Annotated in this window: 12 protein-coding genes; all 12 read right to left on the bottom strand. The window is 56.3% G+C overall.

The annotated features are described in order from the left end of the window. Nucleotides 1-702: 702 nt before the first annotated feature. The 12 genes from AC0LWM_RS14440 to AC0LWM_RS14385 all read right to left on the bottom strand — a co-directional run bounded on the left by AC0LWM_RS14440 (nt 703) and on the right by AC0LWM_RS14385 (nt 24914). Nucleotides 703-837, bottom strand: a complete 135-nt coding sequence (locus tag AC0LWM_RS14440) for a hypothetical protein (RefSeq protein WP_474675650.1) — start codon at nt 835-837, stop codon at nt 703-705. A gap of 27 nt (nt 838-864) precedes the next feature. Then, nucleotides 865-3834 (bottom strand): DUF5722 domain-containing protein, encoded by a 2970-nt coding sequence (locus tag AC0LWM_RS14435; protein ID WP_474675657.1) that lies wholly within the window; start codon nt 3832-3834, stop codon nt 865-867. A gap of 1425 nt (nt 3835-5259) precedes the next feature. Beyond that, complete coding sequence (locus AC0LWM_RS14430; RefSeq protein ID WP_474675649.1) at nt 5260-9297, bottom strand: COG1470 family protein; 4038 nt, start codon at nt 9295-9297, stop codon at nt 5260-5262. A 96-nt stretch (nt 9298-9393) separates the two neighbouring features. After that, nucleotides 9394-12606, bottom strand: a complete 3213-nt coding sequence (locus tag AC0LWM_RS14425) for a type 1 glutamine amidotransferase family protein (RefSeq protein WP_474675648.1) — start codon at nt 12604-12606, stop codon at nt 9394-9396. 82 nt (nt 12607-12688) lie between these two features. Continuing rightward, nucleotides 12689-13669, bottom strand: coding sequence for a carbohydrate ABC transporter permease (locus AC0LWM_RS14420; protein ID WP_474675647.1), 981 nt, complete (start codon nt 13667-13669; stop codon nt 12689-12691). 8 nt (nt 13670-13677) lie between these two features. Next, nucleotides 13678-14604, bottom strand: coding sequence for a carbohydrate ABC transporter permease (locus AC0LWM_RS14415; RefSeq protein ID WP_474675646.1), 927 nt, complete (start codon nt 14602-14604; stop codon nt 13678-13680). Further along, the gene (locus AC0LWM_RS14410) at nt 14601-16883 is read right to left on the bottom strand and encodes a DUF5696 domain-containing protein (RefSeq protein ID WP_474675645.1); all 2283 of its coding nucleotides are present in this window, start codon (nt 16881-16883) and stop codon (nt 14601-14603) included. Before AC0LWM_RS14410 ends, AC0LWM_RS14415 begins: the two co-directional genes overlap by 4 nt. After that, the gene (locus tag AC0LWM_RS14405) at nt 16876-18936 is read right to left on the bottom strand and encodes a YIP1 family protein (RefSeq protein ID WP_474675644.1); all 2061 of its coding nucleotides are present in this window, start codon (nt 18934-18936) and stop codon (nt 16876-16878) included. The genes AC0LWM_RS14410 and AC0LWM_RS14405 overlap by 8 nt, the downstream gene beginning before the upstream one ends. Nucleotides 18937-18952: 16 nt before the next feature. Continuing rightward, nucleotides 18953-19831, bottom strand: a complete 879-nt coding sequence (locus tag AC0LWM_RS14400) for a carbohydrate ABC transporter permease (protein ID WP_474675643.1) — start codon at nt 19829-19831, stop codon at nt 18953-18955. Next, entirely contained in the window at nt 19832-20803 is a 972-nt protein-coding gene (locus tag AC0LWM_RS14395; RefSeq protein WP_474675642.1) for a carbohydrate ABC transporter permease, read from the bottom strand. It abuts the gene before it with no gap. After that, nucleotides 20800-23799: an extracellular solute-binding protein gene (locus tag AC0LWM_RS14390; protein WP_474675641.1), complete on the bottom strand. Its 3000-nt coding sequence runs from the start codon at nt 23797-23799 to the stop codon at nt 20800-20802. The genes AC0LWM_RS14395 and AC0LWM_RS14390 overlap by 4 nt, the downstream gene beginning before the upstream one ends. Further along, nucleotides 23793-24914 carry an ABC transporter ATP-binding protein gene (locus AC0LWM_RS14385; RefSeq protein ID WP_474675640.1) on the bottom strand — a complete coding sequence of 374 codons (1122 nt, stop codon included), beginning with the start codon at nt 24912-24914 and terminating at the stop codon, nt 23793-23795. The genes AC0LWM_RS14390 and AC0LWM_RS14385 overlap by 7 nt, the downstream gene beginning before the upstream one ends. Nucleotides 24915-24952: the final 38 nt, after the last annotated feature.

Genomic DNA, 24952 nt, shown 5'->3' with positions numbered 1-24952 from the left:
ACGAATTCACGGAGCTTTGGGGTACGTATCGCCCACTCAGTTCGAGTCGATGTACTACAAACGCGTAGGTTAATTGGTTTTGGGTGTCCACTTTCTTGACAGAGGTCCAGTTGAGAGTTAGATTTCAAGGCGAATTGGTTTGTTGGATTGCCGCATGGAGAAACAACTGGAAATCATGTAGTTAATTTTAATGAAACGCCTACTTCGAAACAAACAACTGGAAAACATGTAGTTAAATCGGCTCGATTAAGCCATATCTCAAGAAAGCCGTAACATTAAATGCATGTTTTCCATTTATTTTTTGTTTTTTAGCCAAAACCCCACAATTTAACTACATGAAATCCAGTTAAATCAGCGGGAAACTGTCTTCGAGCGAGTTCGGCCGATTGAGGCGGTTGTGTTGGCTGTGGCGTGTGTGTTGAAGAGGCGGCTGTTTGACGAATGCGGTTGTTTGACTGAGGCGGCTGTGTTGACTAAGGCGGCTGTGTTGGCTAAGGCGGCTGTGTTGACTAAGGCGGCTTTGTTGGCTAAGGCTGCCGTGTTGGCTGAGGAGGCTGTTTGACTGATGCCGCTGTGTTGGTTAAGGCGGCTTTGTTGGCTAAAGCGGCTGGGGTTTAGTTGGGCGCGCCGCTTCCTGTGCTGCAACAGCAGAAGGGCGCGCCGTTCAATCTGATCTACGTTGACATGTCTGCTACTATCCGATCAATCCCATTCGATTCGATTCGATTCGATTCCATTCCATGCCATGACATTCCATTCCATTCCGTTCCGTTCCATGCCATCCCGTTGCGTTCCATGCCATTCCGTTTCGTTCCACGCCATTCCGTTCCACGCCATTCCATGTTGCCTCCCGGAACGAGATCGTTATTGCTTGACATAACCGACATAGTCGATCTGATACTGCGCGCCCCAGTTGAGCGTGCTTTCGGGTGCCCGGAACGAAATTTCGATTCGGGTTACGTTGTTTTTGTAGGCCCAACCGGAAATATCGGCGTGAACCGTGTTCCAATGATCGGCTTGGATCGGAACGATCTGCTCGAACACTTCGCTGCCGCTGTACAGGCGCAGCCGCGTTTCATAGGCCGAGCCTACTCCGCCATAGCCGTTAACGTCGTACCGGAACGCTGCCGCATCCGACAAATCGAGCGCGGCGGATGGCGTCACCGATGCCGAGTGCCACTGGTTCGCCGCGACCGACGCCATGTTGACGGCAAGCGCATACGAGCCGAGCGACGGGCTGCCGGGACCGTTCAGGAACGACTCCACCCTAGCGACGCTCACCGCGTTCTCGCCGGCTGTCCAGCCGTTCGCCGACTTTTCGAAGTTGTACAGCAGCTTCACGTTCGCGGGTACTTGGTCTTCGCCGTTATATTTTTGCTCGGCGAGTTTCAAGGTGCTTTCCATATCCCTATACACGAACCGAATGCCGGTCACGCCTTGAACGGCAGGCGGCGTGTACCCGGTAACGGTAACCGTAAATCGTTTCGATTGGCCGAATGCCAAACCCTTAACGTCCAGTTTATCGGTCGAAAACGTAATATCGCCGACAGGCCCGAGCTCAATCTTGCCTTTCATCGCATCCGCATCGCGATTCGTGACATCGATCGTCACGATGCTGCCGACGGCCAGCTCCGCACTGTTCAGCGAACCGGCGATTTCGAAGTTTTTCAAGCCGCCGGTCGAGCCGTTCTTCGCACTGAACACGACATCGTCAAGCAGCATCGAGCCGTTCCAGTTACGGTTCGTCGGCGATTGCGCCCACACTTTGATTTTGTCGACGGCGTTTTTGCCAGACCAGCCGCTCAAATCAAGCGATACGTTCGCCCAGCCGTACTGCGGATCGACCTGCGCGATGCCTTCGGCGACTTCAAGCCCGCTGTACGCCTTGATCTTCACGTAATACGGATCGCCCTGGGCCATGTTATTCAGCTTGACGGCAACGTTCAAATAAGGAGCGTTCCCGGCGTCAAACGGTGAGGCAAGCTGCTTGAACGCCCCGCGCCAATTTTTCGCTTCCGCGTTGAATTTCACTTCGATCGCGCCGCTGCCATTATATGCGCCCGCCGCAACCGCATCCAGCGCATACGCGTTGTCCGCGATCTGCCACCCGTCCGTGCCGTCCTCGAAGCGATCGCCGCCGGCGATATCCTTCTCCTTCACCGGCTTCTGGTTGATCTCGACAGGCAGCGAAACCGGCGCCACCCGCTGCGCCAATACTGTTGGATCGAAGCCCGGAGCAATTTCGCCCCAGTCGGCAATGCCGATGATCGGCTTAGCAAATTCGGTCACTTGCAGCGATTTCTCGGTATCGATGTCACGGAACACGTTGTAGATGTATTTTTTCTCGCCCGGCCAACCCACTCCCTCCCTGCCGTCATCCCATGTCCATAAACCGAGGCGCAAGCCGTATTCCAGCTTATGGTCAACGTGTCGATGCAAAATAAACGCATCGATGCCATCCAAAAATTGCGTTTTGTAGTAGGCATACGCATAAGCGGCTGCCTGCAGCTTCATCGCATCCTCCGAGTAGTCGCTCGAATGAAAGCCCTGCTCGGACAAAATAATCCGGCGGCGTTCCCCGTTGTAAGCCATCTCCGGCTTGCCCATATACTGGTCAATAATATGCAAGTTTTTAAAGGTCACTTTTGGCGTATCGATGCTGTCGATAGCCAATTGATCGTTCCATGTCGCGGGATTAAAAAGGTTTTCCGGGTACGGATGGTAAGCGACATGCCATGGGAAATCCCCGTATTTTTTGGACAACGCGTTCATTTTGTCGATGACGTCGCGCCCTTTGTAATAACGGGTCGGTTCCGCGTTAGGCTGCGTCCAAGCGTGCGTCAGCGAAATATATACGCGCGGGTCGCTGTATTTTTTGCGTGCCGCCTCGTAAACAACCCGAACGGTGCGCTCGTATTGATCCATGAACTGACTGAGCGTCTTCTCGCCCATGTTCGCCCAATCCCATTGGGCGTCTACCTCATTGCCGACGATGTAACCGACGGCTCGCCCGTATTTTTCGTCCTCCCGCGTATAACGGTCCATCAGGAATTCAGTCGCCGCTTTGAAATATTTGACGCCGATTTCATTGGTCAAGTTGAACGCATACACAATGCCTTTGCCGCGCGCCGCTTCCGGATGGATCAAATATTCGTTCGGCGTGCCGGGATCGACCAAATCATACATAAGCAGGATCAAGTTGACGATCATGTCGTTGTCGGACAACGGTTTGATTTGCCGATCGAGTTCTTCGACGGCGCCTTTTTTGAAATAAAACGTTTCGCCGTCCATCACATATTCGATCGTATCCGCCGGGTTGCTGTTCGTTTTGTACATGAGGGTGCCGTAATTGACGTTAATCGCCGCGTGGCTGATGCCCAGTTCTTCGGCATCGTCGACCATCTGCACCTGCAGCCCTTTCTTCGAACGGGCCGTCGGGTACGGAAACTGATGCTCGGCGGCAAAAGCGATGTCGGTGACGTATTTCGGCGCATCGACGTATTGCGGATCACCGCCGCTATCGTCGGTGAGCGCAACGACGTATTTGGAGTAGTAGNTGTCGGTGACGTATTTCGGCGCATCGACGTATTGCGGATCACCGCCGCTATCGTCGGTGAGCGCAACGACGTATTTGGAGTAGTAGCGGTCGCGCGCGCCGTCGAGGCGCGGAATTTCGAACCGGAACTGCCTGCCTGCAAGCGGCCCCGCTTCCGTGGCAACGGGAGTCAGCTGCTCGGTATCCAGCTCGTACTGATACGGCGCCACTTCGTAAAGCGCCCAGCTTCGGCCCGCAACGTCAACCGTTTCCGGAACGAAACCGTCTACCTCGATCATCGCGTCCGTTGCCCGAACTTTGCTGACGACGCCGATATGCTCGACCTGTGCGTACGTCTCCTTGCTTGTGCTGATGCCATCGATGTGGATCGTGCCCGCCGACGTTGCGTTTTCCGCCGGATCGAGGCGCAGCCGAGTAATCGTCCCCGTCCACAGCGGATGTCCGATCATATTGACCGTATATTCGGTAAAGCCGGCATCGTTCGGACGAAGCGCGAAGGTGCGGGACTTCGATTCGCTAAAGCCCGGTTCTGCATCCGTCGTCCAATAGATTTTGCCGACCGTATTCGCCGTTTCGTTACGCATCTTGATTGTCAAGGTGTTGTTCGCTTCGGCATCCCATCGAACCGGCGCCGAAACCATATAAGGATCGTTGCCGGTTATATCAAAAGCCAGCATGCCGCCTGCAACGATCGGGTTCACGATGCCGTTGTCGAACGTCCAGCCTTCGGCATCGCCGTCGTGCGAGAACTGCCAGCCCAAATCGTTCGCCAAATGCAAATAATCGATCTGGAACTGCGGATCCGGCCAGTTCGGATACGGATCGTCCGGGTAATTGGCGCGGTCGTATGCGTGCTGCCAGCTGATCTCGATTTTGTCTACGGCGCTTCGTCCCGCCCAATCGCCGATAAACAACCCAATTTTGTTCCATTTATTCTCATACGTTCGGACGATGCCTTCGACCGAGTCACTGCCGCTGTAAAGCTTGATGCGGACAAGGAACGGATCGTTGTTCGGCAAATAGCCGTAATGATTGAAGGCCATCATGACATAACGCGACGCGCTCCAATCGGCCGGAGCTGCAAATTGCCGATACACGGTGCGCCATACGTTGTTTTGCAAATTGCGCACGCTCATCGCATTGAGCATCCCCGATCCGTCATAGGAGGTACGGGTATTGGGCGCGCTGCTCTCGATAGAGATACCCATCACATTGTCGCCTGCCTGCCATTCGGAAGACAACGGCGTTTCGAAATCATCGACGATCGCCGCCGGCCGGAATTCATCGACCGTTCGCGTGTTCGCGGTCGGAGCGGGAATGGCATCGGCGTAAACTTGCCGCCCCGGTGTAGGGCTCATTAGGAACCCGAATGAAAGAATCGTGGTTAGCGTAATCGACATGGTCTTGTTAAAACCTCTCATCGTATAACCTCCGTTGGAGAATGAAGTGACTGCACCTATTCGACCTCTAAGACGTGTTTATTCATATCGACGCGGAACATAGGATGAAACCGGCGACGGACATTCCCATACTGACGGGAGCTCTCGCGAAAAAAACACAAAGCGGGTCGGACGGAAGACTTGACGCAAATTCGCTTTCGCCAAGCCCTCCGCCGCAACGTCTAAGCCATTGAATGCGTGTACCCGTCTCGCCGCAGGCAATCATACCGGCAAACCTCAACGATACGCGCTGTTCCATCCGCCTCAATAGTGGATTTTGACCTTATCCTGGGACGCATGCTTCACCTTCAATACGAGGAACCCATTTGTGGCGGAATAATTCCAGCCCGTCTGAACCGTGCTCAAATCCGATGCTTCATTCAGCCCGGCACCGTTCACTTCAATGCGCTTCGGCTTTTCCCTCTGCGATACGAGCACGTACGTCGTTTCGCCCGCCGGATAATTCAGCTTGAACGAAACGAGATGCTCCGTGTTGGACGGCGACGTATCGACAATTGCAGCAAGCGATGCCACCCGCGTTTCCTTGCAGGACGCATTGCCTTGGCTTGAACTCGGGCATCCCGGGATCGCAATCGCCGAGAAGTCGACCTCCGGCCCTTTGCCGTCCAATGCGCGTTGTTTGAAAATATTTTTGACGATCTCCTCCGGATTGAGCATTACTTGATCGGATCTGCTATTGGAAACGAGCTTCCAAGAGTCGGGATAACCGCCGCGCCACGGATCGGACGCATCGGAAGCTTGCTGGCGTTCGCCGCTCGAGACAATGCCTTCGGCGACCTTCTCCCACGGCATCGACTGATCGTAGCGGGCCAACTCCAGCAGCTCATAAGCGTAAACCAAACCGTTCCACTGTACCGGTCGGCCGAACCATGGGTTAATATAGGCCGACGAACCGAATACGGCGATTGAGCCGTACAGCATGACCGGACGCTCCGGAACGGACCAGGTGTACACGAATGGCAAGCCTGCTTTGGCCCACTTAACCGCTTTATGAATATATTGCTCGTCGCCCGTCAGCTTGTAAGCCTCGACATAAGCGCCGACCGCATTGGCTGCCGCCAAGATGTCCGGCGTATGCACGGGCACTTCCCAGGTTTGCCCTGCACGCGGGATATCGCCCATCGTCTCCAATGCATTCAAGCCTTTCATGCCCGCTTCCTTGGCAGCCTGATCCCCGGTCATGCCGGCATATTTCAACAGATTCTTCGCATTCAACGCCGTCGCCCCCATCATCGGCTCGCCGTCTTGGCCGAGCGGCGGATTGTTCGGCGTCGCCCCGTTATGGAACAACCATGCTCCCGAAGCATCCTGGCTGTTGATCCGCGCCTGCATGTAGGCATGCAGCGTATCCAGCGATTCGTTCATGTAGCCGAAATAAAACGGAGCAGGCCACTGCAGCACATGCCCGTCGGGGTTTCCGAGCTGCCCTTTGTTCGGCATATCGTCCAGCACTTCCTGAATGCGGTCTTCGGCCACTTGCTTCCGGTTAGGATCGCTCATGCCGAGCAGCCGCAGGATGACGAGGTTGGACGTAAATTTGGCGGAGCCCCATGATTCAATGTTCACATGGCGCCAGCCTTTTTCCTCAGGCACCCAATACGTACGCAGGAACGCATCCAGTCCCAAGTCGACCTGCCCGGCAAAATCGTTCACCTCCGGCGGCTTCGGCAATCCATTGGCTTTCATGTACGATTCGACTGCTTTGGTGACCGAATCTCCCTTAATCGCAGCGATTTGCGCCTGCAGCTCGATCGGTTGCCCGGCCTGGAGCGGATACGGATGCTCGGCAACCTCTTTGTTCTCCTTCACCCATGTCGGAACGCTAAGCGCCGACAGCCCGAGCACGTGATTATTCTGGTTCTCCACCCAGTTCGGGGACGCGAATTTCGCGGCAGGCAAGCTGTTCGTGCCATCCCACAGCTGAAGCGGGTCCCACATCAGGCTGACCACTTTATTCCCGCTTCGCACGGCCATCAGCGGAATCGTTATTTTGTAAGGATGCGGAACGAGGCGCAAATATTCCGGCGTAATCGTATCCAGCTTATTGGACGACGATTCGTTGCCCGTCAGCCACTCGAGGCCCGGGAACAGCGCTTCGTCTTTCGCCGAACCGAAGCTGCCTTCGCCAACCGTAAGCACCGGTCCGGTCATATTCAACAAATTGGCCGCTCGGTCCGCGGTCACTTGCTGAATAACCCGCACGAATTCATCATCCGCTTTCAATTTGAAGGTGAAGCGGTAGTCCCAAGTTCTCCCTTCCCGATCGACGGATTGGCCTTGGAACGCTATGCCGGCCTGGCCGCTTTCCGTTTCTTCGCCGGTGACGACACGCGCCGAATCCGGATAAAATCCGACCGTCTCGTCGCCGCCGTCGCTCTGACGGACTATGGCGCTTGCAAAAGGCTGGGTCGTCGCCATCAGCTGCCAGCCGCCGTCCGCCCACATGTACACCTGATATTGTCCATAACCGAACGAAGCATGCGGGAATACGACGCGAACGTTGGCATTCTCCACCATCGCCTGTCCGGTTGCGGCATCCACGACGGCTCTGGCGTCCGTCGGCCGGTTCGGACTAGCTGCCGGAACCGGATCGAAGACAGGCAGCGGAACCGATCTGCCGTAAGCAACGCCTGACGCGCTTAGCCGGACATCCACCTGCGACGGTGCCGCGCCTGTTCCGCGCACCTTCCAAGTCAAATGCTGCGTCTGTCCAGGGAGGATGTCCGTCAGCGGCGTTGCCGCCGTTCCGGCAACAAGCTCCAGTCCCGGGGACAGCACCAATTCGGCTTGCGGGTTGAACATCGCTTTTCCGCCGGTATTGTTGAACTCAGCCGAAATTTCGGCTTCCTCCCCAACGTTCAAGGAAGGACGCGTCCGCTTCACGGAAATTTCGGCGCCGGCCGGACTCGACACAAACCGCACGTCGTCCAGCGCAAAGGAAGCGTTTTGCGCATCGCCCTCCAAATCGAACCGAATGCCGGTAATTTTTCCTTTCCATTCCGGATGATCGCCTGCGGCTATGGAATAATCCTTAAGCGTACCGTCCGATTCGATCGTAAAATCGATCCGGCGAGCTTCCGAAAAACCGGGAGCCGTGTCCGTCGTAAAGAAGATCGAAACGAACTTACCACCGGTCGAGCGCATGCGGACATTCAACGTTTTGTCTCTTTCGCCGATCACGCCCTCGATGTTCGATACGCCCAAATACGGATCGCCGCCGGTCACTTGGGTTTGCAATTCACCTCCGGAAACGACAAAAGGCGAAAAGCTGTGGTACGGCGCCCAACCTTGGGCATTGCCGTCTTCGCTCCAGTCGAAGACCGGCGGAATAACGCCCGTAAAACGCATATAGTCGATTTCCCATTCCGCGCCGGTCATGTCGTCGGGTGAATCTACATCCATGCGGAGCATGCCGATTTCGCCTTCAAACGACGGATGTTCCCAGAAGTTGACGATGTATTCGTGGAACTGCCCGTCGGCCTGTGCCGGAACGCGGATTGCTTGATTTTCCGAAAATTGCGGTGAACTGTCCGTCGTAAAATAAAACGTGAAGCTCGAACCGGCCGTCACCCGGGCGCGCAGCTTCATGATGCCGAGCTGTCCACTCGGTTTCCCGATCGATTGGGATACCATTTGCGGATCCTCCCCTGTAACCGTTGCCGTAATCGCGTTCGGTCCTGCCGACAAAGGCGTCAAACCGTACGCTGAGCTCCAGCCATCGGTTGAACCGTTGAACTCGAAGCTGAACGAGGACTTTTCGGCAATCCGTATGTAGTCGATGCTTACGTTAGCCGGTACGCTCGTCGCCGGCTCCAAGTCCATCCGGAAATTGCCGACAACCCCTTCCCATTGCGGAATGGAACCTAAATTGATCTGATATTCATGGTATTGTCCGTCCGGCGTAATGCCGAATACGATCCGTTTGCTTTCGGACAAGCCGGGGTGTAGATCGGTTTCGTAATAAAACGCCACCGTGCTTCCGTTGTCCGCTTTCATCCGAATGACGAGCGACTGGTCCTTGGTCGTCTGCAAGTTCAATTTCGGAGCGAACCAGTTCGGATCGATTCCGTTTAAACGGACATGCAGCGCGCCGCCGCTGACATCGTAGCTTTCAACGCCGTTGCGGAAAGCCATCCAGCCTTCGGCATCTCCGTCCGTGTTGAACTCGAACGCAGCGGAGGAAGCGTTTGCCGCCATTGCGGCGGCGGGACCGTAAGGAAATGAAGCCAACAGCATCACAACGACCATCAAGTGCATGAACCACTTTCGCCTCTTCAACATAAATACCTCCTTGTATTTATCTGTGCAGATAACGTCCATGTTGCCGCTCTGGTTGCGATCGAAATGTCATGAATCCTGTTGCGCCATCACCCCCTCTCAGAATCGTCGATATACGATCCTCGGCGCGTCCGTAAGTCCGGACGGAACAAGCGTATACGAATCGGTGAAGCCGTCCCCTTCGGTCAGGAACAGGTCCGGGCCGTAAGCCGGGCTATATACGGAAACGAGATGCAGCGGCCCGAAAGTATTGCGGCGGGTGAGCGTAACACGGACTTCGACCGGAACGCCGGCTTCCAGTTCGCGCGTAATGTTAGCCTCATACGGCTGCCAGCCGATCAAACGCCTCTCACCAACCGCCGAACTCACTTGGATGCAAGCCCCTTCGAACGACGGGAAGGAGACGAACCATTCTCCGCGAGGCTGGGCATTTTCATCTTTATCTCCGGTTGCATCGTTATCCTCTCTTACCCCCGCACTCTCCAGTAAATAGGTGATCGCGCCGGAATAAAACGGCAAGCCTTGCCGCGTGACATCCCCGACAGCCAACGTTTCCGGCAGCGAGGTCAATGTCTTCCGACTGCCTTCCAGCGTGACGCCGAACGAGCCGATCAAATAAACCGCCTCAAGCTCAACGCCTTGATGGAACATCGTTTCGAGCTGCAGCGAATTGATCCCCTCTCGCAGCGATTCCGGCTCCAGCGGAATTCGGATCATGCTGCGGTCAACCCACCAAGAGTCCGTACCTGTCACATGCACTTTTCCGCCATTCAAGCGAACGTCGAACCGTTCGGGCCGTTCCATGACCAAAGACAATTCTCCCGAAGGCCGATCCTTCATGTAAAAATCGAATCGAAGCGCAACTTTCCCTTTCGTTTCGAATTTTTGTTGACCGGCATACCATGGCTGGATCATGTCCCCGCTCCGATACGGCAAGCCAAACGACTTTCGGACGGCGCGATCCACCTTCAAAATTTCCGTATCGGCTTGCCATTCCCCGTCATCGATCCGGTACGCGGCCTGATCGAGTACGAGGACATTAGACTCGGACAACGCGTACCGGAACGGCCCTTCCAGCACGACCGCCACATCGTCCGGGCACTCATCCGGGAACGATGATGGCGCAGCCGGAACCGGTCCGTTAGAATCTATTGAGGCATTAGAGTGGCCAAGCATCATTCCGCTCGATTCGTCCCGGCTTCCGCGAGTGATCGAATACACCTTTTCGCCGCTTGGCGGGAACGACGTGCGAATTTGCACGAATCCATCGCCGAAGACGGCGCCGGGAACGGAGGTGCGTTCCCCCGTAAGGCAGTTCCACTCCTGCACAGCGCCGGACCACTCAATCTTAACGATGGCGCTACGGTACCAAGCTTCGCGATTGACGTTCAGCAGCACGACGTAACACGTATCCCCGTCTGTCCGCGCCTGGCAATAGATGTGCTCCAGCCGCTCACCCGTCACGGCGTCCGTCACTGTTACCCGCCCATCGCCTTGCAGCACGCAGGCGGCAATAATCGCATCGGCGGCGAACGGAATCAGCACGGCACCCACCTCTTGCGATAAAATCGCGGCTTCGCCGGATTCGCGCGCATCGACATAAGCCGGCGGCTCTCCGGCGAATACGACATGCCCGCCCGCACGGGCGAACCGCCGCAGCAGCTCGACAGTCGACCGGCGAATCGTCGTCATCCCGGCGACAACGACGGTTCGGTACGCCGCCTCGCCCACCTTCAGCAGCGGACGGCCTTCATTGTCCTGCTCCACTCGGGCGAGGCGGCTCATCATCTCTTCGTCGCCGTAATCGAAGTCGATCTGCGCTCCGGCGAGCCAATGGAACAAATCCGCGTACATCCGCTCTAGATGCTGCACATCCGGGGACTGCGGTCCCAAATACCGTGACCAGCCCGGGTACACCTGGCACCAAACGCTCTCCACCGGGTTCACGACAAGTACATCGCAGACGGGTTTCCCTTGGCTGAGCACGACGCCGAGCCGGGAGAAATACGTCTCCACCGCCTCGTACTCCCGCCACCAAGCCGATTGGTGGAAGATGCTGGCCGGATAATCGCGTTTTGCCTCGCCCTCCATCGTATACCAGGACAAATGATGGCAGCGGACGTTGATGCCGAACAACGCCTGCCAATCGCCGACCGCCTTATGCCCTTCGAACGGCATTTGCCAGCCGGTGCAGCCGTACAGCTCCGACAGCAGCCATTGACGGCCGAGCTGCCGTGCTGCGGATGCAAGCTGCTTGACGATCCAATAGGCACGGTTCCCTTCGGTCAGAACATCCACGCCGGGATAACCCATATGCTCGTAAAACCGCATCATCGACCCGCACATCGCCGTTTGCGCCGTAAGGCTGTCTTCGTGCAGGACGTGTCCGGTCAGAATCAGGTTGTTGCGCTCACACCATGCGTTGATCGGTCTGGCGAAATTGTCGAGAAACAGTTGCTGCAGCAGCTCCACGTAATGCCATTTCACCTGGGATACGGTTCGGCCTTCCGGCTGCAGGAACAGCTCCGGCAGCTTCTCCGACAGGTCGTACCCGTACGTCTCCAGGAACGTATCGAACAACGCCGGCGTCCACGGCGCAAGCCAGTGCGCATCCCGGTTCCTGACGCCGAAGCCGTCGAACAGCGTGCCGCGGTGCGGCTCGTCGGTGAAGATCCCTTTGATCGCCCCGCCGAAATAGCGGCTGCTATGACGCAAGTAGCGCTCATGCGTCAGTTCAAGGAACGCATCCGTCGCCCCCCGGTTCAGCGTATCGACATACGTGTACCCGTTGTAGAAGCTTTCCGTCTCCATCTCCTCGATCGTAAACGCAAGCACGCTCAAGCCCTCGCCGGCAGCCGGCAATTCCCCTTCCGCAAGCGGGTTTGCCTCGTAGAAAGCCATTCCCTCCAGCCGGCACGCAAATGCGATGAATATGCTATCCCATTGAAACGACTCCGCAGGGATAACGGAGAGACGGATATACCGCTTGCGATAGCGCGGATCTTGGGTCACAAGTCCGCCCGCCGTACCGCTCGGCCAGCGGTCTTCATCGTACAGCCAAGCCTCAAGGCCAAGCTTCTCCGCCTCCTCGGCGCAAACGTTGATCAGCCGGAACCACTCTTCTCCGAGATATTCGGTCGCAAGGCCGGTCCGCGAATGCATGAAAAAACCGCCGAAGCCCATCTCCTTGATCACATGAATTTGCCGGATCAATTCCTCTTGATCCAGCTTGCCGTTCCACGACCAAAACGGCTTTCCGCGAAACGCGTTCGTCGGATGTCGAAATAATTGTTCAATTTGACCTGAAACCATCGCAGCTCCTCCTAAGTGCGAATCAGAATCGGAAGCGGCCGGAACGCGGATCGTTCCTCAACCGCCGGTCTTCCGCGCTCCGTTATTCAACCAATCCGGTCCGTTCGATCCCTTCGACGAAATACCGCTGCGCGAACATATACAGCACAAGCGGCGGCAAAATGATAAGCAGCGCCCCGGCCATCCGGATCGGTTCGTTCATGTCGAATTGTCCGGCGAGCAGTCCGTTCGAGCTCAGCGACAAGTCGTTCAGCCTGCCCTGCATCCAATCCAGCTGCAGCGCCATGGCGAGGAAGTTTTCGTTCTTCAAATACAAAGCCGGTTCGAAATAAGCGTTCCAATGCCACACGAACGAAAACAGAAAAACGATCAACAGCGCAGGCCTGGCCAGCGGGAGCATGATTTTCCAATACGTGCGGAACGCCCCGGCGCCGTCCATTCGGGCCGATTCCTCCATCTCCTTCGGAAGCGTTGAGAAGAACTGGCGGAAAATAATAATGAACAGCGCGCCCTTGATCCCTTGGGCGAACAGCGCCGGCACAACGATCGGCAGCGGCGTGTTCAGCCAGCCGAGGTTGGCGAACATCACGTACAGCGGAATCGCCATCGTCTGCGTCGGGATAATGAAAGCCAATAACACGATGACGAACAGCACGTTCTTGAGCGGAAAATGAAGCCGGGCAAACGCATAACCGGTAATCGCGCACGACAGCATCTGCGCGATCGCTGCCGACAGCGCCATGAACAGCGTGTGGCCCAGCGACTTGAAGTACAACAAGCCTTTGAATGCATCCGCGTAGTTTTCCAGCTTGAGCGTCCGCGGAATCCAGTGCACCGCCGGGTCGATCAAATCGCTGATGTCCTTGAACGACGTCGACAGCATGTAAAACAGCGGGGACAAGTACAATACCGAAATCGAGATCAGCATGATGTACGTCAATGTTTTGAACAAAATCCCGTCGTTCAGCCTTTGGCCGACGAACAGCAGCTTGACCTTATCCTGCTTCCGCCCGGACAATCCGAGCTTGCGCGGCATGCCGATTTCGAGCTGACGTTTTGCCATCGATGGACTCACCCCTTCCTCTGGTTCATGGATACGGAAAACTTCGCCAACAGGGCGACCAGTACAAAAATAATCATGAAATAGATCCAGCCGAGCGCGCTTGCGTAACCGTATCCCGTTTTGACGTTGCCCATGTTGCCGAGAATGTGGTTGATGATCGGGTTAAACGAATACGTCGACAAGTCGACGAGCGTATAAATCAGGTTCAGGAAAATAAACGGGACGAGCGACGGGAACGTTATTTTCCAAAACGATTCCCATGGCGTCACGCCGTCGATTTGAGCCGCTTCGTACGTCGACGGCGGGATCGTCTTGAACGCAGCCAGGAAAATGATGACCTGCACGCCCGAATACCAGAGCACGATCACGATTTTGCCAAGCACGCCGACGATCGGTTCGGCGAGGGCCGGTGGAAACGTATCGTAGATCATACCGGTGAGGTCATATTGCTCGGCGAACGGCAAATCCCCTTGCCCTTGGGCGAACAGCTCCATCAGCACTTTGCCCGTGGCGAAAATAACCGGCAGGAAGAAGATGGCGCGGAACAGCATCCGGCCCCGGAATTTCTGGTTCAGCAAAATCGATACGAGCAGCGCGAACAATACGGTTATCGGAATGATCAGCACCGTTTCTCGCCAGAACAGGAACATTTCCATCGGAAATACGTTGTCGCGCAGGAAAGCGTATTTGAAATTGTCCCAGCCGACATAAATGTACTGCAGCCCGCTTCCGTCCGGTGACACCTGCATTTTGTGAAAGCTCAAATATAGCGAATACAGCAGCGGATAAGCCATGAAGCAGAGAACGCCGATCAGCCATGGCAGCAAAAACAGGTAGCCGGTCAGCGCGGCCCTTGCCGACTCCGCCCGCTTATGTCGAGCATGCTCCTTCTGGCTCATCGCACCGACCGCCGGTTGTTGTTCCAAACCGCTCATGTCGTTCCCCCCTGTTCGATGACGGCGAACGACTGTGCATCCACCGTATGTCCGTCCGCGCTATAAGGTACCGTATTGTAATTCACCCATAGTTTCCGTCCGTTCTCGTACGTTGTCTCATACACGCCTTTGGCTACGGTGCGGTGATTGTCGATGAAGCTTCCCCATACACCCTCGGAGGCGTTGGCGAAAGCGTCGTATTCCTTTACGATGCCCGGCTCCAGCACACTGAATTTGGAGCTGAATAAAGAAGCGTAGGTCGTCCGCTTCAGCTCGCGCGGATCGGCGTTCGTCACGACGAAGTACGGCTGCGCGCCGTATTCGATCGCCCGCAAATATTCGTTCACGGGATCGATCCGGTTATTGCCCGCCTTCGTTGAATACGTCAATAGACCATGCACGGCGATCGGGTAAAACGGAACCTGCTCGTCGACGATCAAATCGTAATTGTACACGGACGGAAAGTCCTGTATATGATCGACATGCCCGAGCACATAAGCGTTCGCGCCGGAGGTCATGACCGTTCCGAACGTTCGGCGGGCTTCGTCAAGCATTTGGTGGTAAACGCCCGCCGCCATTTTCCGGTCGTACGGCTCTTCGCTGGTGAAATCGCTATACACGGCGCTGCCGAGCTCGACCAAACCGACGCCTTCGATCGGCATCGAGCGAAATTGCTCCAGCGCATCAGTCAAAGCATCCTTCATGTAGACCGCGCGCGGTCTGTAGAAATACGTTTGCTCGCTGTACCAGTCACCGGCATTCTTCAGCTTGAGCGCCGTCCCGTCGATGAGGCGGGCGGCGTCGCCAAGCGGCGAGAAGCCGTTGCCGAGCTTGCTGGTCGCTTGGGTGTATACGTCCTGCAAGTGAAGTCCGATTCCTTTCTTCTTCAGCTCGGCGGACAAATCGGTGAGTCCGCTTAGGCCGCCTACCGCTTCCTCGATCGGAAACCGCTTCGGCAGAGTGCCTTGGAAGCCGCCGGGATTCCAGCCGCCAAACCCAAGCTCCAGCCGCTCGATTCCTTGATTGTACAGCTTGCCCGCGATTTCGCCCGCTTGCGCGAACGTCGTGGTCACGACCATTTTGTCCGCAACCGGCGTTGGCTCCGTCGCCGCCATGATAAAGTCGAGAAACAACGGCGGCTTGCCGGATGTCTCTTTCATTTTCGCGGCCCCGGCATGCTTCTGAAGGTACTGCCTGTACGTTTTGGCCATCCCCACATAATCCGATTCCCCCCGCCTAAGCAGCATGTAGCGGACTTGCACCGGCTCGACGATCAGCTTCGATTCGTACGTATCGACCGTTTTTTTCAGACCGGTCGGCTGCAAGTACGGCCGACGAAGATTGAATTTGGCGAAGACGGCGCTGAACCCGGTATTGACGCCGGAAGGCGAGGCGTAGATGTTCGCTTTGAACTCGCCTTGCTCGATGACGGCGACGAAACCGCCGTCGCCGCGATTCATCCCGTATACCGGGAACGCGATATTGTCCCGCGGGAAGAAGGGCGTTCCGGTCGGAATCGCCTCGTCTTCTCCATAAACGGGAAAATCGTAAGCCGATATCAGGTCCGATCTCGGTTTATCGAACCGAATCAGCCCTCCCGGCCCGTCCGGCACGAGCAAATACCCGTCCGACCCGGCCGGAGCCGCGCCGAAGAAAGGCAACGCCTCGACCGTTACGAGCTTGTTCGTCTTCGTTTCCGAAATCCCGAGCTCGGGCAGATTCACCTGGAATCCGTCTTCGTTCAAGCTGTATTCGAAATAAAACGCGAAGCCAAGCTCCTCGATCGTATACTTGACGCCGACGCCGTCCTTGATGCTGCGCCAGGCGACTGTCGTTTTCTGGTCGACCGTATTGGAGAGCGACGGCATCGTTTCTTTTTCCTTCAAGTATCGGAACAGGAACGGCGATGACAAATTCGATTTCCACAGCCCTTTCGTATTGTCGGCGGCAAGCTCCGTGTCTGTCGGATTGCTTAACCAGAGATGCCCATCCCTGCCCTTGACCGCAATTTGCCCGGTGCCCGGCTCCAGCCACAACGACACTGACTCTCTCTCCGCGACGCGATACCACGTTTTGCCGCCGGCCTGCATCGTCACGCCTGCCGGGTTGCCTTGCTCGAACGCCAGCTGCCCGAAGAATGCGGCTGCGTGTTCCGGGGTATATTGGCCGACGGTCGCCTTGCGGCTATCGCCGGAAAGGACGATGTACAAGGCGAGCAGACCGAGCACGGCAACGAGCGCCGCCGGGAAGATGAGCTTGCGCAAAAGCTTCTTAAGCACGATTCATCAACTCCCTTCCCAGCTGGATGAAGAAGTCCGCCGCCTGATACAGCAGCCCGACCGCCACGAACCCGAACAAGCCGATGCAGCCTAGCGTGAATAACGAAACGATCGACATGCCAATCGTTTCTTTCAAGTTGTAGTTGTGCACGTTCTGCGTGCCGATGAAGATCAGGACAACGACCCAAATATAAATCGCGCCCATCGCCGAATCGTAAATGACCGATTCCTGCAGCGTGAGGACGTTGGACAGCAGCTGCACCGGCAGCGTGAACAAGACAAGCGGGACAAGCGCATAAGCGTTCACGATAAACACTTTTTTCATCGTGCCTTCGCCTTTCATGACCGACCCGATCAAATAGTTGGCCATAAACCAAGCGAGCCACAGCAGAAAATATTTTCCCGCCTCCATCCACAGATTGAGCTCGTTAAACCGCTCGGCGGCAAACACGAAGCTCACGGTCGCTTTGCCGGCCATCGTCACGACGTAGCCGAGGACGACCAGCAAGGCCGCGAACCAGAACCGGATGTCCCGGCTGTTCGCGATGTCGTACATCCCGTTCATCGGATGCCGCAGCACCGTCCATACCGCACGCAGCGATTCGGCCCACGGTCCGTATTGTTTGCGGCCGCTCCCCGTCCGGCCTCGCCCGCGCTTGCGTCGGTAATAGAACCAGACGGACGCGAGCAGCCATGCGCCGACGAGCACGCTCATGACGATGCCGAAATAATCGAGCAGGACGTTCATCCGGATTTGCCAGAACGATTCGGAATATCCGGTTTTGTCGTATGCCTGCTCGAAATGCTCCATCGCCGAGGCGTAGTTCTCCTCCTTGTACTCGGCTTTTGCGATCGCCTGGTAAGCCCGGTCGAACGTGCCGTCCAGCACGAGGATTTGCTGCCACAGCTTCGCACCTTCCTCGTATTTGCCGTCCTTGTACAGCGCCAGCGCCTGATGGACCATCGTGCCGAATTCAGTCCGCTTGAAGCTCTGGATGACATTTTGTTCGCCGTCGGCGACGAAGATGTCCCCTCTGGAGTTCACCACAACGCTGGTCGGCCGCTTGAACAATCCGAAGCGCGGCGATAACGCCGAGTCGTTGCCGAACCGGAACAGCATTTTGCCCTGCCAGTCGTATTGGTACACCCGGCCTCCCGACGATTCGATCACCGTCATAACGTCGTTATTGTCCACCGCGACATCCTGGAACGAGAAGCGGTCCATCGGGCCGACCCAAGGGGCGAAGTTTTTGTCGCCGAGCAGGTCGTTGCCGCCGGCGTTCAGCCGTTTCAGCTGGCCGGTCTTCATATTGCGGTTTACGGTGTAAATAAATCCACGGCTGTCCATCGTCATGTTCGTAATGGCGCCGGGCAAGTTCTTTTGTTCCTCCGCCAGCTGCTCCTCCGTGTAAAACTTCCGTTTGAGCGTCTCCAGCCAGTCGGACGGCACTTTGTTCGCGCCGAAAAATCCGGCGAACGCCCCGTCCGGCGAAAGCTGCAACAGCCCTTGATAGCCGCCTTTGTTAGCGATATAAATATACCCGCGATGGTCGACCACCACTTTGACCGGAATGAACAAATAATTTTTCGGAATGTAATCCGACTTCGGGGCGACGATTTGTTTCACGTATTGTCCTTCACGGTCGAAGACGGCAATCCGTTTGTTGCCGGTATCCGCGACATAAATGTCCCCGTTCTCCGCCACGAACACCCCTTCGGGGGAACGCAGCTTCTTCTCCTTGTCCTCCGTGCCTTCCGCCGGAATCGTCCGAATCACGCCGCCGTCGGGACGAAGGTGGACGATCCGGTCGTTGCCGCGGTCGGCGACATAAATTTCATCGTTCGGCAGGATGAACAGGTCTTCGGGATTTTTGAACCCTTCCCAGATGTTCCACGGCACGAACGCATTCGGGGAAGGAATCCAGCGCCCGTTTGCATCGGTCGAAGACGTATAATACGGCAGCTTGGCTTCCGCGATCGGCGAAGGCAGCGCCGCCAGCAAAATCGCCGCAATGACGGCACAAGCAGCCCATTTGGCAATCCAACGTTTCATCTCGGACTCTCCTCCCTCATTTGATGCCGGAATGCGCCATGGTCGCCAGCACTTTCCTTTGCGAAATCAGGAAGATGATCAAGTTCGGCACGAACATGATCAAGCCTACCGCGGCGGCCATCCCTTGCCCGACCACGTTGTTGGCGAGTCCGTTCGTCAGTGTCATGACGTAATAGGGCAATGTTTTCATCGATTCGACCTGTGTGTATAGGTTCGACGTTTCCGTCTGCGACCAGGAGCCCTGGAACGTCAGGATCGCAACCGTCGCGATCGCCGGGACGCAAACCGGCAGCACGATGCGCATGAAAATCGTCCACTCCCGGGCGCCGTCCATCTTGGCCGCTTCAATCAGCTCGCCCGGAATTTGATCGACGAACTGCTTCATTAGAAAAACGCTGGTCGGCGCGGCAACGAGCGGAATAATGTGCGCCAGGTACGTATTCATGATGCCGATATTGGCAATGACAAGGTACCGTGGAATGGCAACGGCTTCCGGCGCGAACATCAGCGCGAAAATCGTCATCCCGAAGAGAAATTTGCTCCCCGGAAACCGATGCTTCGAGAAGGCGTACGCCGCCATGGAGCTGATCATGATTACGCAGATCATCGTCAGCGTTGTTGTCAGCAAGCTGTTGAACAAATAACGGGTGAACGGAATAACAAGCGTTTGCGTTTTCATAAACAACGTTCTGAAGTTTTCGAGCGTCGGTTCCTGGACGAGAAAACGCGGCGGATACAGGAACAGCTCATTGATCGGCTTAAACGCATGGTTCACGATAAAGACGATCGGCAAAGCCATGAACAGAGCCAGCAGCACCAAAGCGGCCAGCGTGATTTTCTGAAACAAGTCGACGTTCCTCCAGCGCAGCCAGCCTCGAATCGTGAGCGATTTCATTTATTCATCCCCCTTGTTGCCGAACAATTGGAATGAAAACTTCGTCGCCCCGTACACGAGAAGCAGCAGCAGCACGGACAAAGCGGCCGCGTAACCGAGCTCATAGCGGATGACGGCGAAATCGTCGATATGGTTGATGATCAAATGCCCCGAATATTGCGGCGTGATCGGCGCTCCGGCGAGAATGGCCCCGATTTGACCCGCTTTCAGCGTGCCGACGACGGCCATGACGGCCCCGAACAACATTTGCGGTTTGATGGCCGGGATCGTCAAGTAGAAGATTTCCTGCAACCGGTTGGAGATACCGTCAATCGCACCCGCTTCGTATAACTCCTTGTTCACGGTTTGCAGTCCGGCGAGCATCGCCAGAAACCCGACGCCCATGCTCGCCCATAACGAGATGCCGATCATGATCGCCATGAAATATTTCGGATCTTGCAGCCACAGCACCGGCTGGTTGATGACGCCCCATGACAGGAGCAGATTGTTCAAATACCCGACGCGGTCGCCGCTGAAAATAACCGGCCATACGACGGCGAAGGCTACGCCCGATGCAAGCGAGGGCGCGTAAATCGCCAGCGTGAACCAATCGCGCACCGCCTTAGGCAGCTGGTGTATGAGCCAGGCGAGAAAAAACGACAGCATATAACCGCCGGGGCCAACGATCAAAGCGAATTTGAACGTATTCGGAATGGCATATTGCAGGAAAATCCGGTCTTGTGTCACAATCGCGAGAAAATTGTCCCAGCCGATGAATTTCGGCATCGATATCGCGTTAAACGAAAAAAACGACAACCCGATCGCGACCAGCACCGGAATCAGAATAAACAGCACGAACGTAATGATGAACGGCGCGATAAACAAATACGAGACTCGATGCTCCCAGATCCGGGCAAGCAGGCCGGGACGCTTCGGTTTGAGAGGCTTCGCGGACTCCGCGCGCGGTCCGGCCGTTTCGGTTAAAGTGCTCATGGACTCTCCTCCCCGTCCCAAGGCTCCGTTACATTCGGCACATCGAGTTGATGCAGGACGCTGCCTTTTTTCTCCCGCAAACCGAACTCGATCTGCTTGCGGTACATCTCCCGGTTCGTGTCGATGACCGCTTGCTCCAGCGCTTCCCTGGCGTTTTTCTTCTCCACGACCGTTTTGTTCCATGCGAATTCGAGCTGCCTTGCCGTAAAATATCCTCCGGGCACCTGCGGCGCTTCCTTGAACCATTTGCGCTGCTCTTGAATAACCTTCAAATCCTCTGCCGGCCAAGGAAGTCGGGTGAACGCTTTCATATTCGCCGTATTCCAGCGGTATTCCGGCCCGAAGATCGCTTCGATATCGGTGCCGAACCTAGCCTGTGTCGCTTCGGAGGTCCACCATTTCAGAAATTTCCACGCATCGTCGCGTTTGTCCGTATTTTTGAAAATGACGCCCGCTTGCATCGCGCCGCCGGACCATCGTTCCACGACGCCTTTCGCATCGCGGATGCCGGGCATCGGCGCGATCGCCCATTTGCCGGCGATTTCCGGCGCGGCGAACTCGGTTTGCAAATAGCTGTTGAAATCGATAATGCCGATCGGCATGTCGCCAAGCCGGAAATGATTGAAGAAGCTCGGCACGTCGCGCGGCAGCTGGTACAAGGTGAACATTTCCGTAAGCTGGCGGAAGCCCTGGTACGCCTTCTCGCTGTCGAGCGCCGATTTCAGCCCGTCCTCGGTATACAGCTCGGCTCCGTTCTGGAACAGGAACGTCATGAAGTCCTTCGGCAGCAAATAGAAGTCGTACCCGTTCTGCTGCAGCGTGGAGAGCATGTTGTACATGTCCTCCCACGTCTCCGGCGGCTTTAAGCCGAGCTGCTCCATGATGTCGGTCCGGTAGGCGAGCACGTTGAAGCCTTGAATTTCCGGCAGCGCATAATCCCCGCGGTCATAATGGAACACGCGCAGCGCACCGGGATGGAATTGACTTGCCACTTCGCCGTAGTCGGCGAACGAGGACAGGTCGAGCAGCGCTCCGCGCATCGCGAAATCGGCCGGCATTGCGCTGTCGATGCCAAGCGCCACGTCCGGCTGGATGCCTGCGGCGTTGCCGAGGATGAACATTTGCGGATCGGGCACGATGTTGACGTTAACCGTGATGCCCGTTTCCGGCGTGAACGTTTCGTCGGCCAGCTGCTGGATCAGGTTGACGTAATCGCGGCCGCGATTGACCCATACGTCGATCGCTCCAGGCTCTTTGCGGCGAAAATCGTAATCGATCGTAAACGTGCGAAAGAACGAAACGATCGAATGCCCCAAGCTTTCGAAGAAGTTCGCGGTCGCCCGCGGAATGTCGGCGCCAGGTTCGGCGATGTACAGATAGTCGAACAAGACCGGCTGATCCAGCATCCGGAACAGCCACGTGCTCAGGCTGCTTTGCATTTTCGAAAATTTGCCGAGCTCGTTCGGAATATCGCGCGAATGATCGCGCATGTCGGCCAAGTCGTCTGCTGCGATGCGCAAGGCGTTCTCCACGTCGGATTTCCCTCCGGTGGACAACGTGCCGAGCAGATCGGACAACGCCGACAAATCGTCGATGATTACGTTCATCCGGTCCGCCAAATCGGGCATATATTTGTCCAGCTCCCAGTCGCGGTTCAAATCGATATTGCCGTTGTCGGTATACGATTTGTCGAAGTTTCCGGTCACTTTGCGAATGGCCGACTCAAGTTCGGAAATCCGGTCCATGCTGCGCAGGATGCCGTCGTATACCGGTTTGATCGGCGCGGCCGTCGCCGTCATGCGCAGCGTATGCTTGCCTTTGGACAGCGGCAGGTTCATCGGTTTCCCCGACGAATCGGACAAGGTCAAATTGTGCCAGCTCGTATCGTACGGAAAAGCGACCTGCTCCATGTCCCGGTACAGCGGCGCACCGTCGATCGATACCGTGCGGTAAGCCGAAAAATTGTTCAAATACGTCTGCAAATATTTAAAGCCGATCTGATAAACGCCGTCCTTCGGCACCTCGAAGTCCCATTCCGCCCACTGGCCGCTTTGCCGAAACTGCTCCCCGCCAAGCGAGTTGTAGCGGATCAAACCGCCCGTTTCCGGCAAGATGAGCGGATAATCCGAAGATTGCAGCTGAATCGACGCATCCGATTTGCGGCTGATCTTCTCCGCTTCGATGACGGTGATCCACGGCTCCTCCGTCCCGGTTGCCGCCTCCCCGGCAGTTCCGCCGCCGCCGTTCTGCGCGGAGGCTTCCGCGTACGATGGCAATGTCTTCGGGGCCGAGACGTAGATTTGTTTGATCTTCACCGGTTGGTATTCGGCGACAAGCCGAATCGTATGCTCCCCTTTCGCGAGCGGCCAAAGAAGCGGTCCCTCGTCGACGTCGTAATCGGCAAGCAGCTCGGTTTTCCAGCCTTTCTGCTCGACGGATTGCGGTCTTCTATCGTTACCGAACGCATCGCGCTCCGGCGGGTAAGGGTTATGCGAATAGGCCCGCTTCAAGCGAATGCGCTCCGCTTCCTGGAACGGATACGCCCCGTCAATCTGTACGCCCCGCACGATATCGACGGCAAAATCGTTCGCCGAATCGTACACGATGCCGATTTGGTACAATCCGTCCTCGGGCACGGTCACGTTCCATTCCGCCCAGCCCCGATCGGAGTTCCACATCAGCTCGTCGCCGCTCCGCTCGAATAGGGCGGAGTCGGACACGGCTGCATAAGCCGAGCCCTGCACCGTTATATCGGGCAGCTCCGGAGAGGCCGCTTGCAGCTCCGATTCGAGCTGCTTCATCACTTGCCGGTATGAGGACTGCTCCCTTTTCGCAGCGTTCGGCGCGGCATCCATGCGACCCGCTTCCGCCCCCGCCGTTTGCGCTTTCGCCCCCGGCTTGCCGCCACCGTCCGAAGCGGCTGTCGGTCCAATCGCGAGCAGAAGCAAACTGACGGCAACGGCCATCGCCACGATGGTTCGGAATCTTCTTAACATATCAAAACCTCCGTGCCCGGATCGAAGAAATGCACGTTGTTCATATGGAACGCAACGGTCAGCGTATCCCCTTCCCTGGCGTCGAGCCCTAGCGGATCCACCCGAACGATCAGCTTATGATCGGAGTTGTTCAAATGAACGAACGTATCGGAGCCCATGAACTCCATTAACTCCACCTTGGCGACGAATCCATTCTGCATCGGACTTTCTTCGGCGTCGGACATTTCCTTGTAGTCGATTTTTTCCGCCCGTACCCCAAGAACGACCGGTTTATCGTGAAAGTGCCGCTCGATCAGCACTTTAGCTTTCGTATCCGGAAGAAGCAATCGATACCGGCGCGTATCGAAATAAACGCCGTCCGCATGACGTTGAATCGTCCCGTGAATGAAATTCATCGGGGGAGTGCCGATAAATCCGGCGACGAACATATTTCTCGGCGCATTGTAAATTTCTTTAGGCGTCCCGACCTGCTGGATGACGCCTCCCCGCATGACGACAATCCGCGTTCCCATCGTCATCGCTTCAATCTGATCGTGCGTTACATAGATCATCGTCGTTTTCAGCTTGCGGTGAAGCTGGGATATTTCCTCTCGCATCTGCACCCGCAGCTTGGCGTCCAAGTTCGACAGCGGTTCGTCCATCAGGAAGACGTCCGGCTCGCGGACGATCGCCCGGCCGAGCGCTACGCGCTGGCGCTGCCCGCCGGACATTTGCTTCGGCTGCTTCTCCAGATGCGCTTCGATTTCGAGCACTTTGGCAGCACGGATGACGCGCTCGTGCACCTCATGCTTGGCCAGCTTTCGCAGCCTTAGCCCGAAAGCGATATTTTCGTAAACCGACATATGCGGATAGAGGGCATAGTTCTGGAACACCATGGCGATGTTGCGGTCTTTGGACGATACGTAATTGACCATCCGGTCGCCGATATAAATTTCCCCTTCCGAAATCTCCTCCAGGCCGGCCAGCATCCGGAGCAGGGTCGACTTGCCGCAGCCCGAAGGCCCGACGAGCACGAGAAATTCCCCGTCCTCCACCTCCAAATGAAAATCATCGACGGAATAACGGCGTTCTCCGGCATACTTTTTCTTGACATGCTGGAATGATACGCTTCCCATTAGATCAGTACCCCTCTCCCGGCAATTGGACAAACAAT

It is taken from the genome of Paenibacillus sp. sgz302148, assembly GCF_056120465.1.
Note: the sequence above shows the minus strand (reverse complement) of the source record. Positions and strands in the feature narration are given on the sequence as shown.

Excerpts from the sequence above, each read along its gene's own strand:
- AC0LWM_RS14440 (WP_474675650.1), bottom strand. The coding sequence starts at position 837 with ATGGCGTGGAACGGAATGGCGTGGAACGAAACGGAATGGCATGGAACG.
- AC0LWM_RS14430 (WP_474675649.1), bottom strand. The coding sequence starts at position 9,297 with ATGTTGAAGAGGCGAAAGTGGTTCATGCACTTGATGGTCGTTGTGATG.
- AC0LWM_RS14425 (WP_474675648.1), bottom strand. The coding sequence starts at position 12,606 with ATGGTTTCAGGTCAAATTGAACAATTATTTCGACATCCGACGAACGCG.
- AC0LWM_RS14420 (WP_474675647.1), bottom strand. The coding sequence starts at position 13,669 with ATGGCAAAACGTCAGCTCGAAATCGGCATGCCGCGCAAGCTCGGATTG.
- AC0LWM_RS14415 (WP_474675646.1), bottom strand. The coding sequence starts at position 14,604 with ATGAGCGGTTTGGAACAACAACCGGCGGTCGGTGCGATGAGCCAGAAG.
- AC0LWM_RS14405 (WP_474675644.1), bottom strand. The coding sequence starts at position 18,936 with ATGAAACGTTGGATTGCCAAATGGGCTGCTTGTGCCGTCATTGCGGCG.
- AC0LWM_RS14400 (WP_474675643.1), bottom strand. The coding sequence starts at position 19,831 with ATGAAATCGCTCACGATTCGAGGCTGGCTGCGCTGGAGGAACGTCGAC.
- AC0LWM_RS14395 (WP_474675642.1), bottom strand. The coding sequence starts at position 20,803 with ATGAGCACTTTAACCGAAACGGCCGGACCGCGCGCGGAGTCCGCGAAG.
- AC0LWM_RS14390 (WP_474675641.1), bottom strand. The coding sequence starts at position 23,799 with ATGTTAAGAAGATTCCGAACCATCGTGGCGATGGCCGTTGCCGTCAGT.
- AC0LWM_RS14385 (WP_474675640.1), bottom strand. The coding sequence starts at position 24,914 with ATGGGAAGCGTATCATTCCAGCATGTCAAGAAAAAGTATGCCGGAGAA.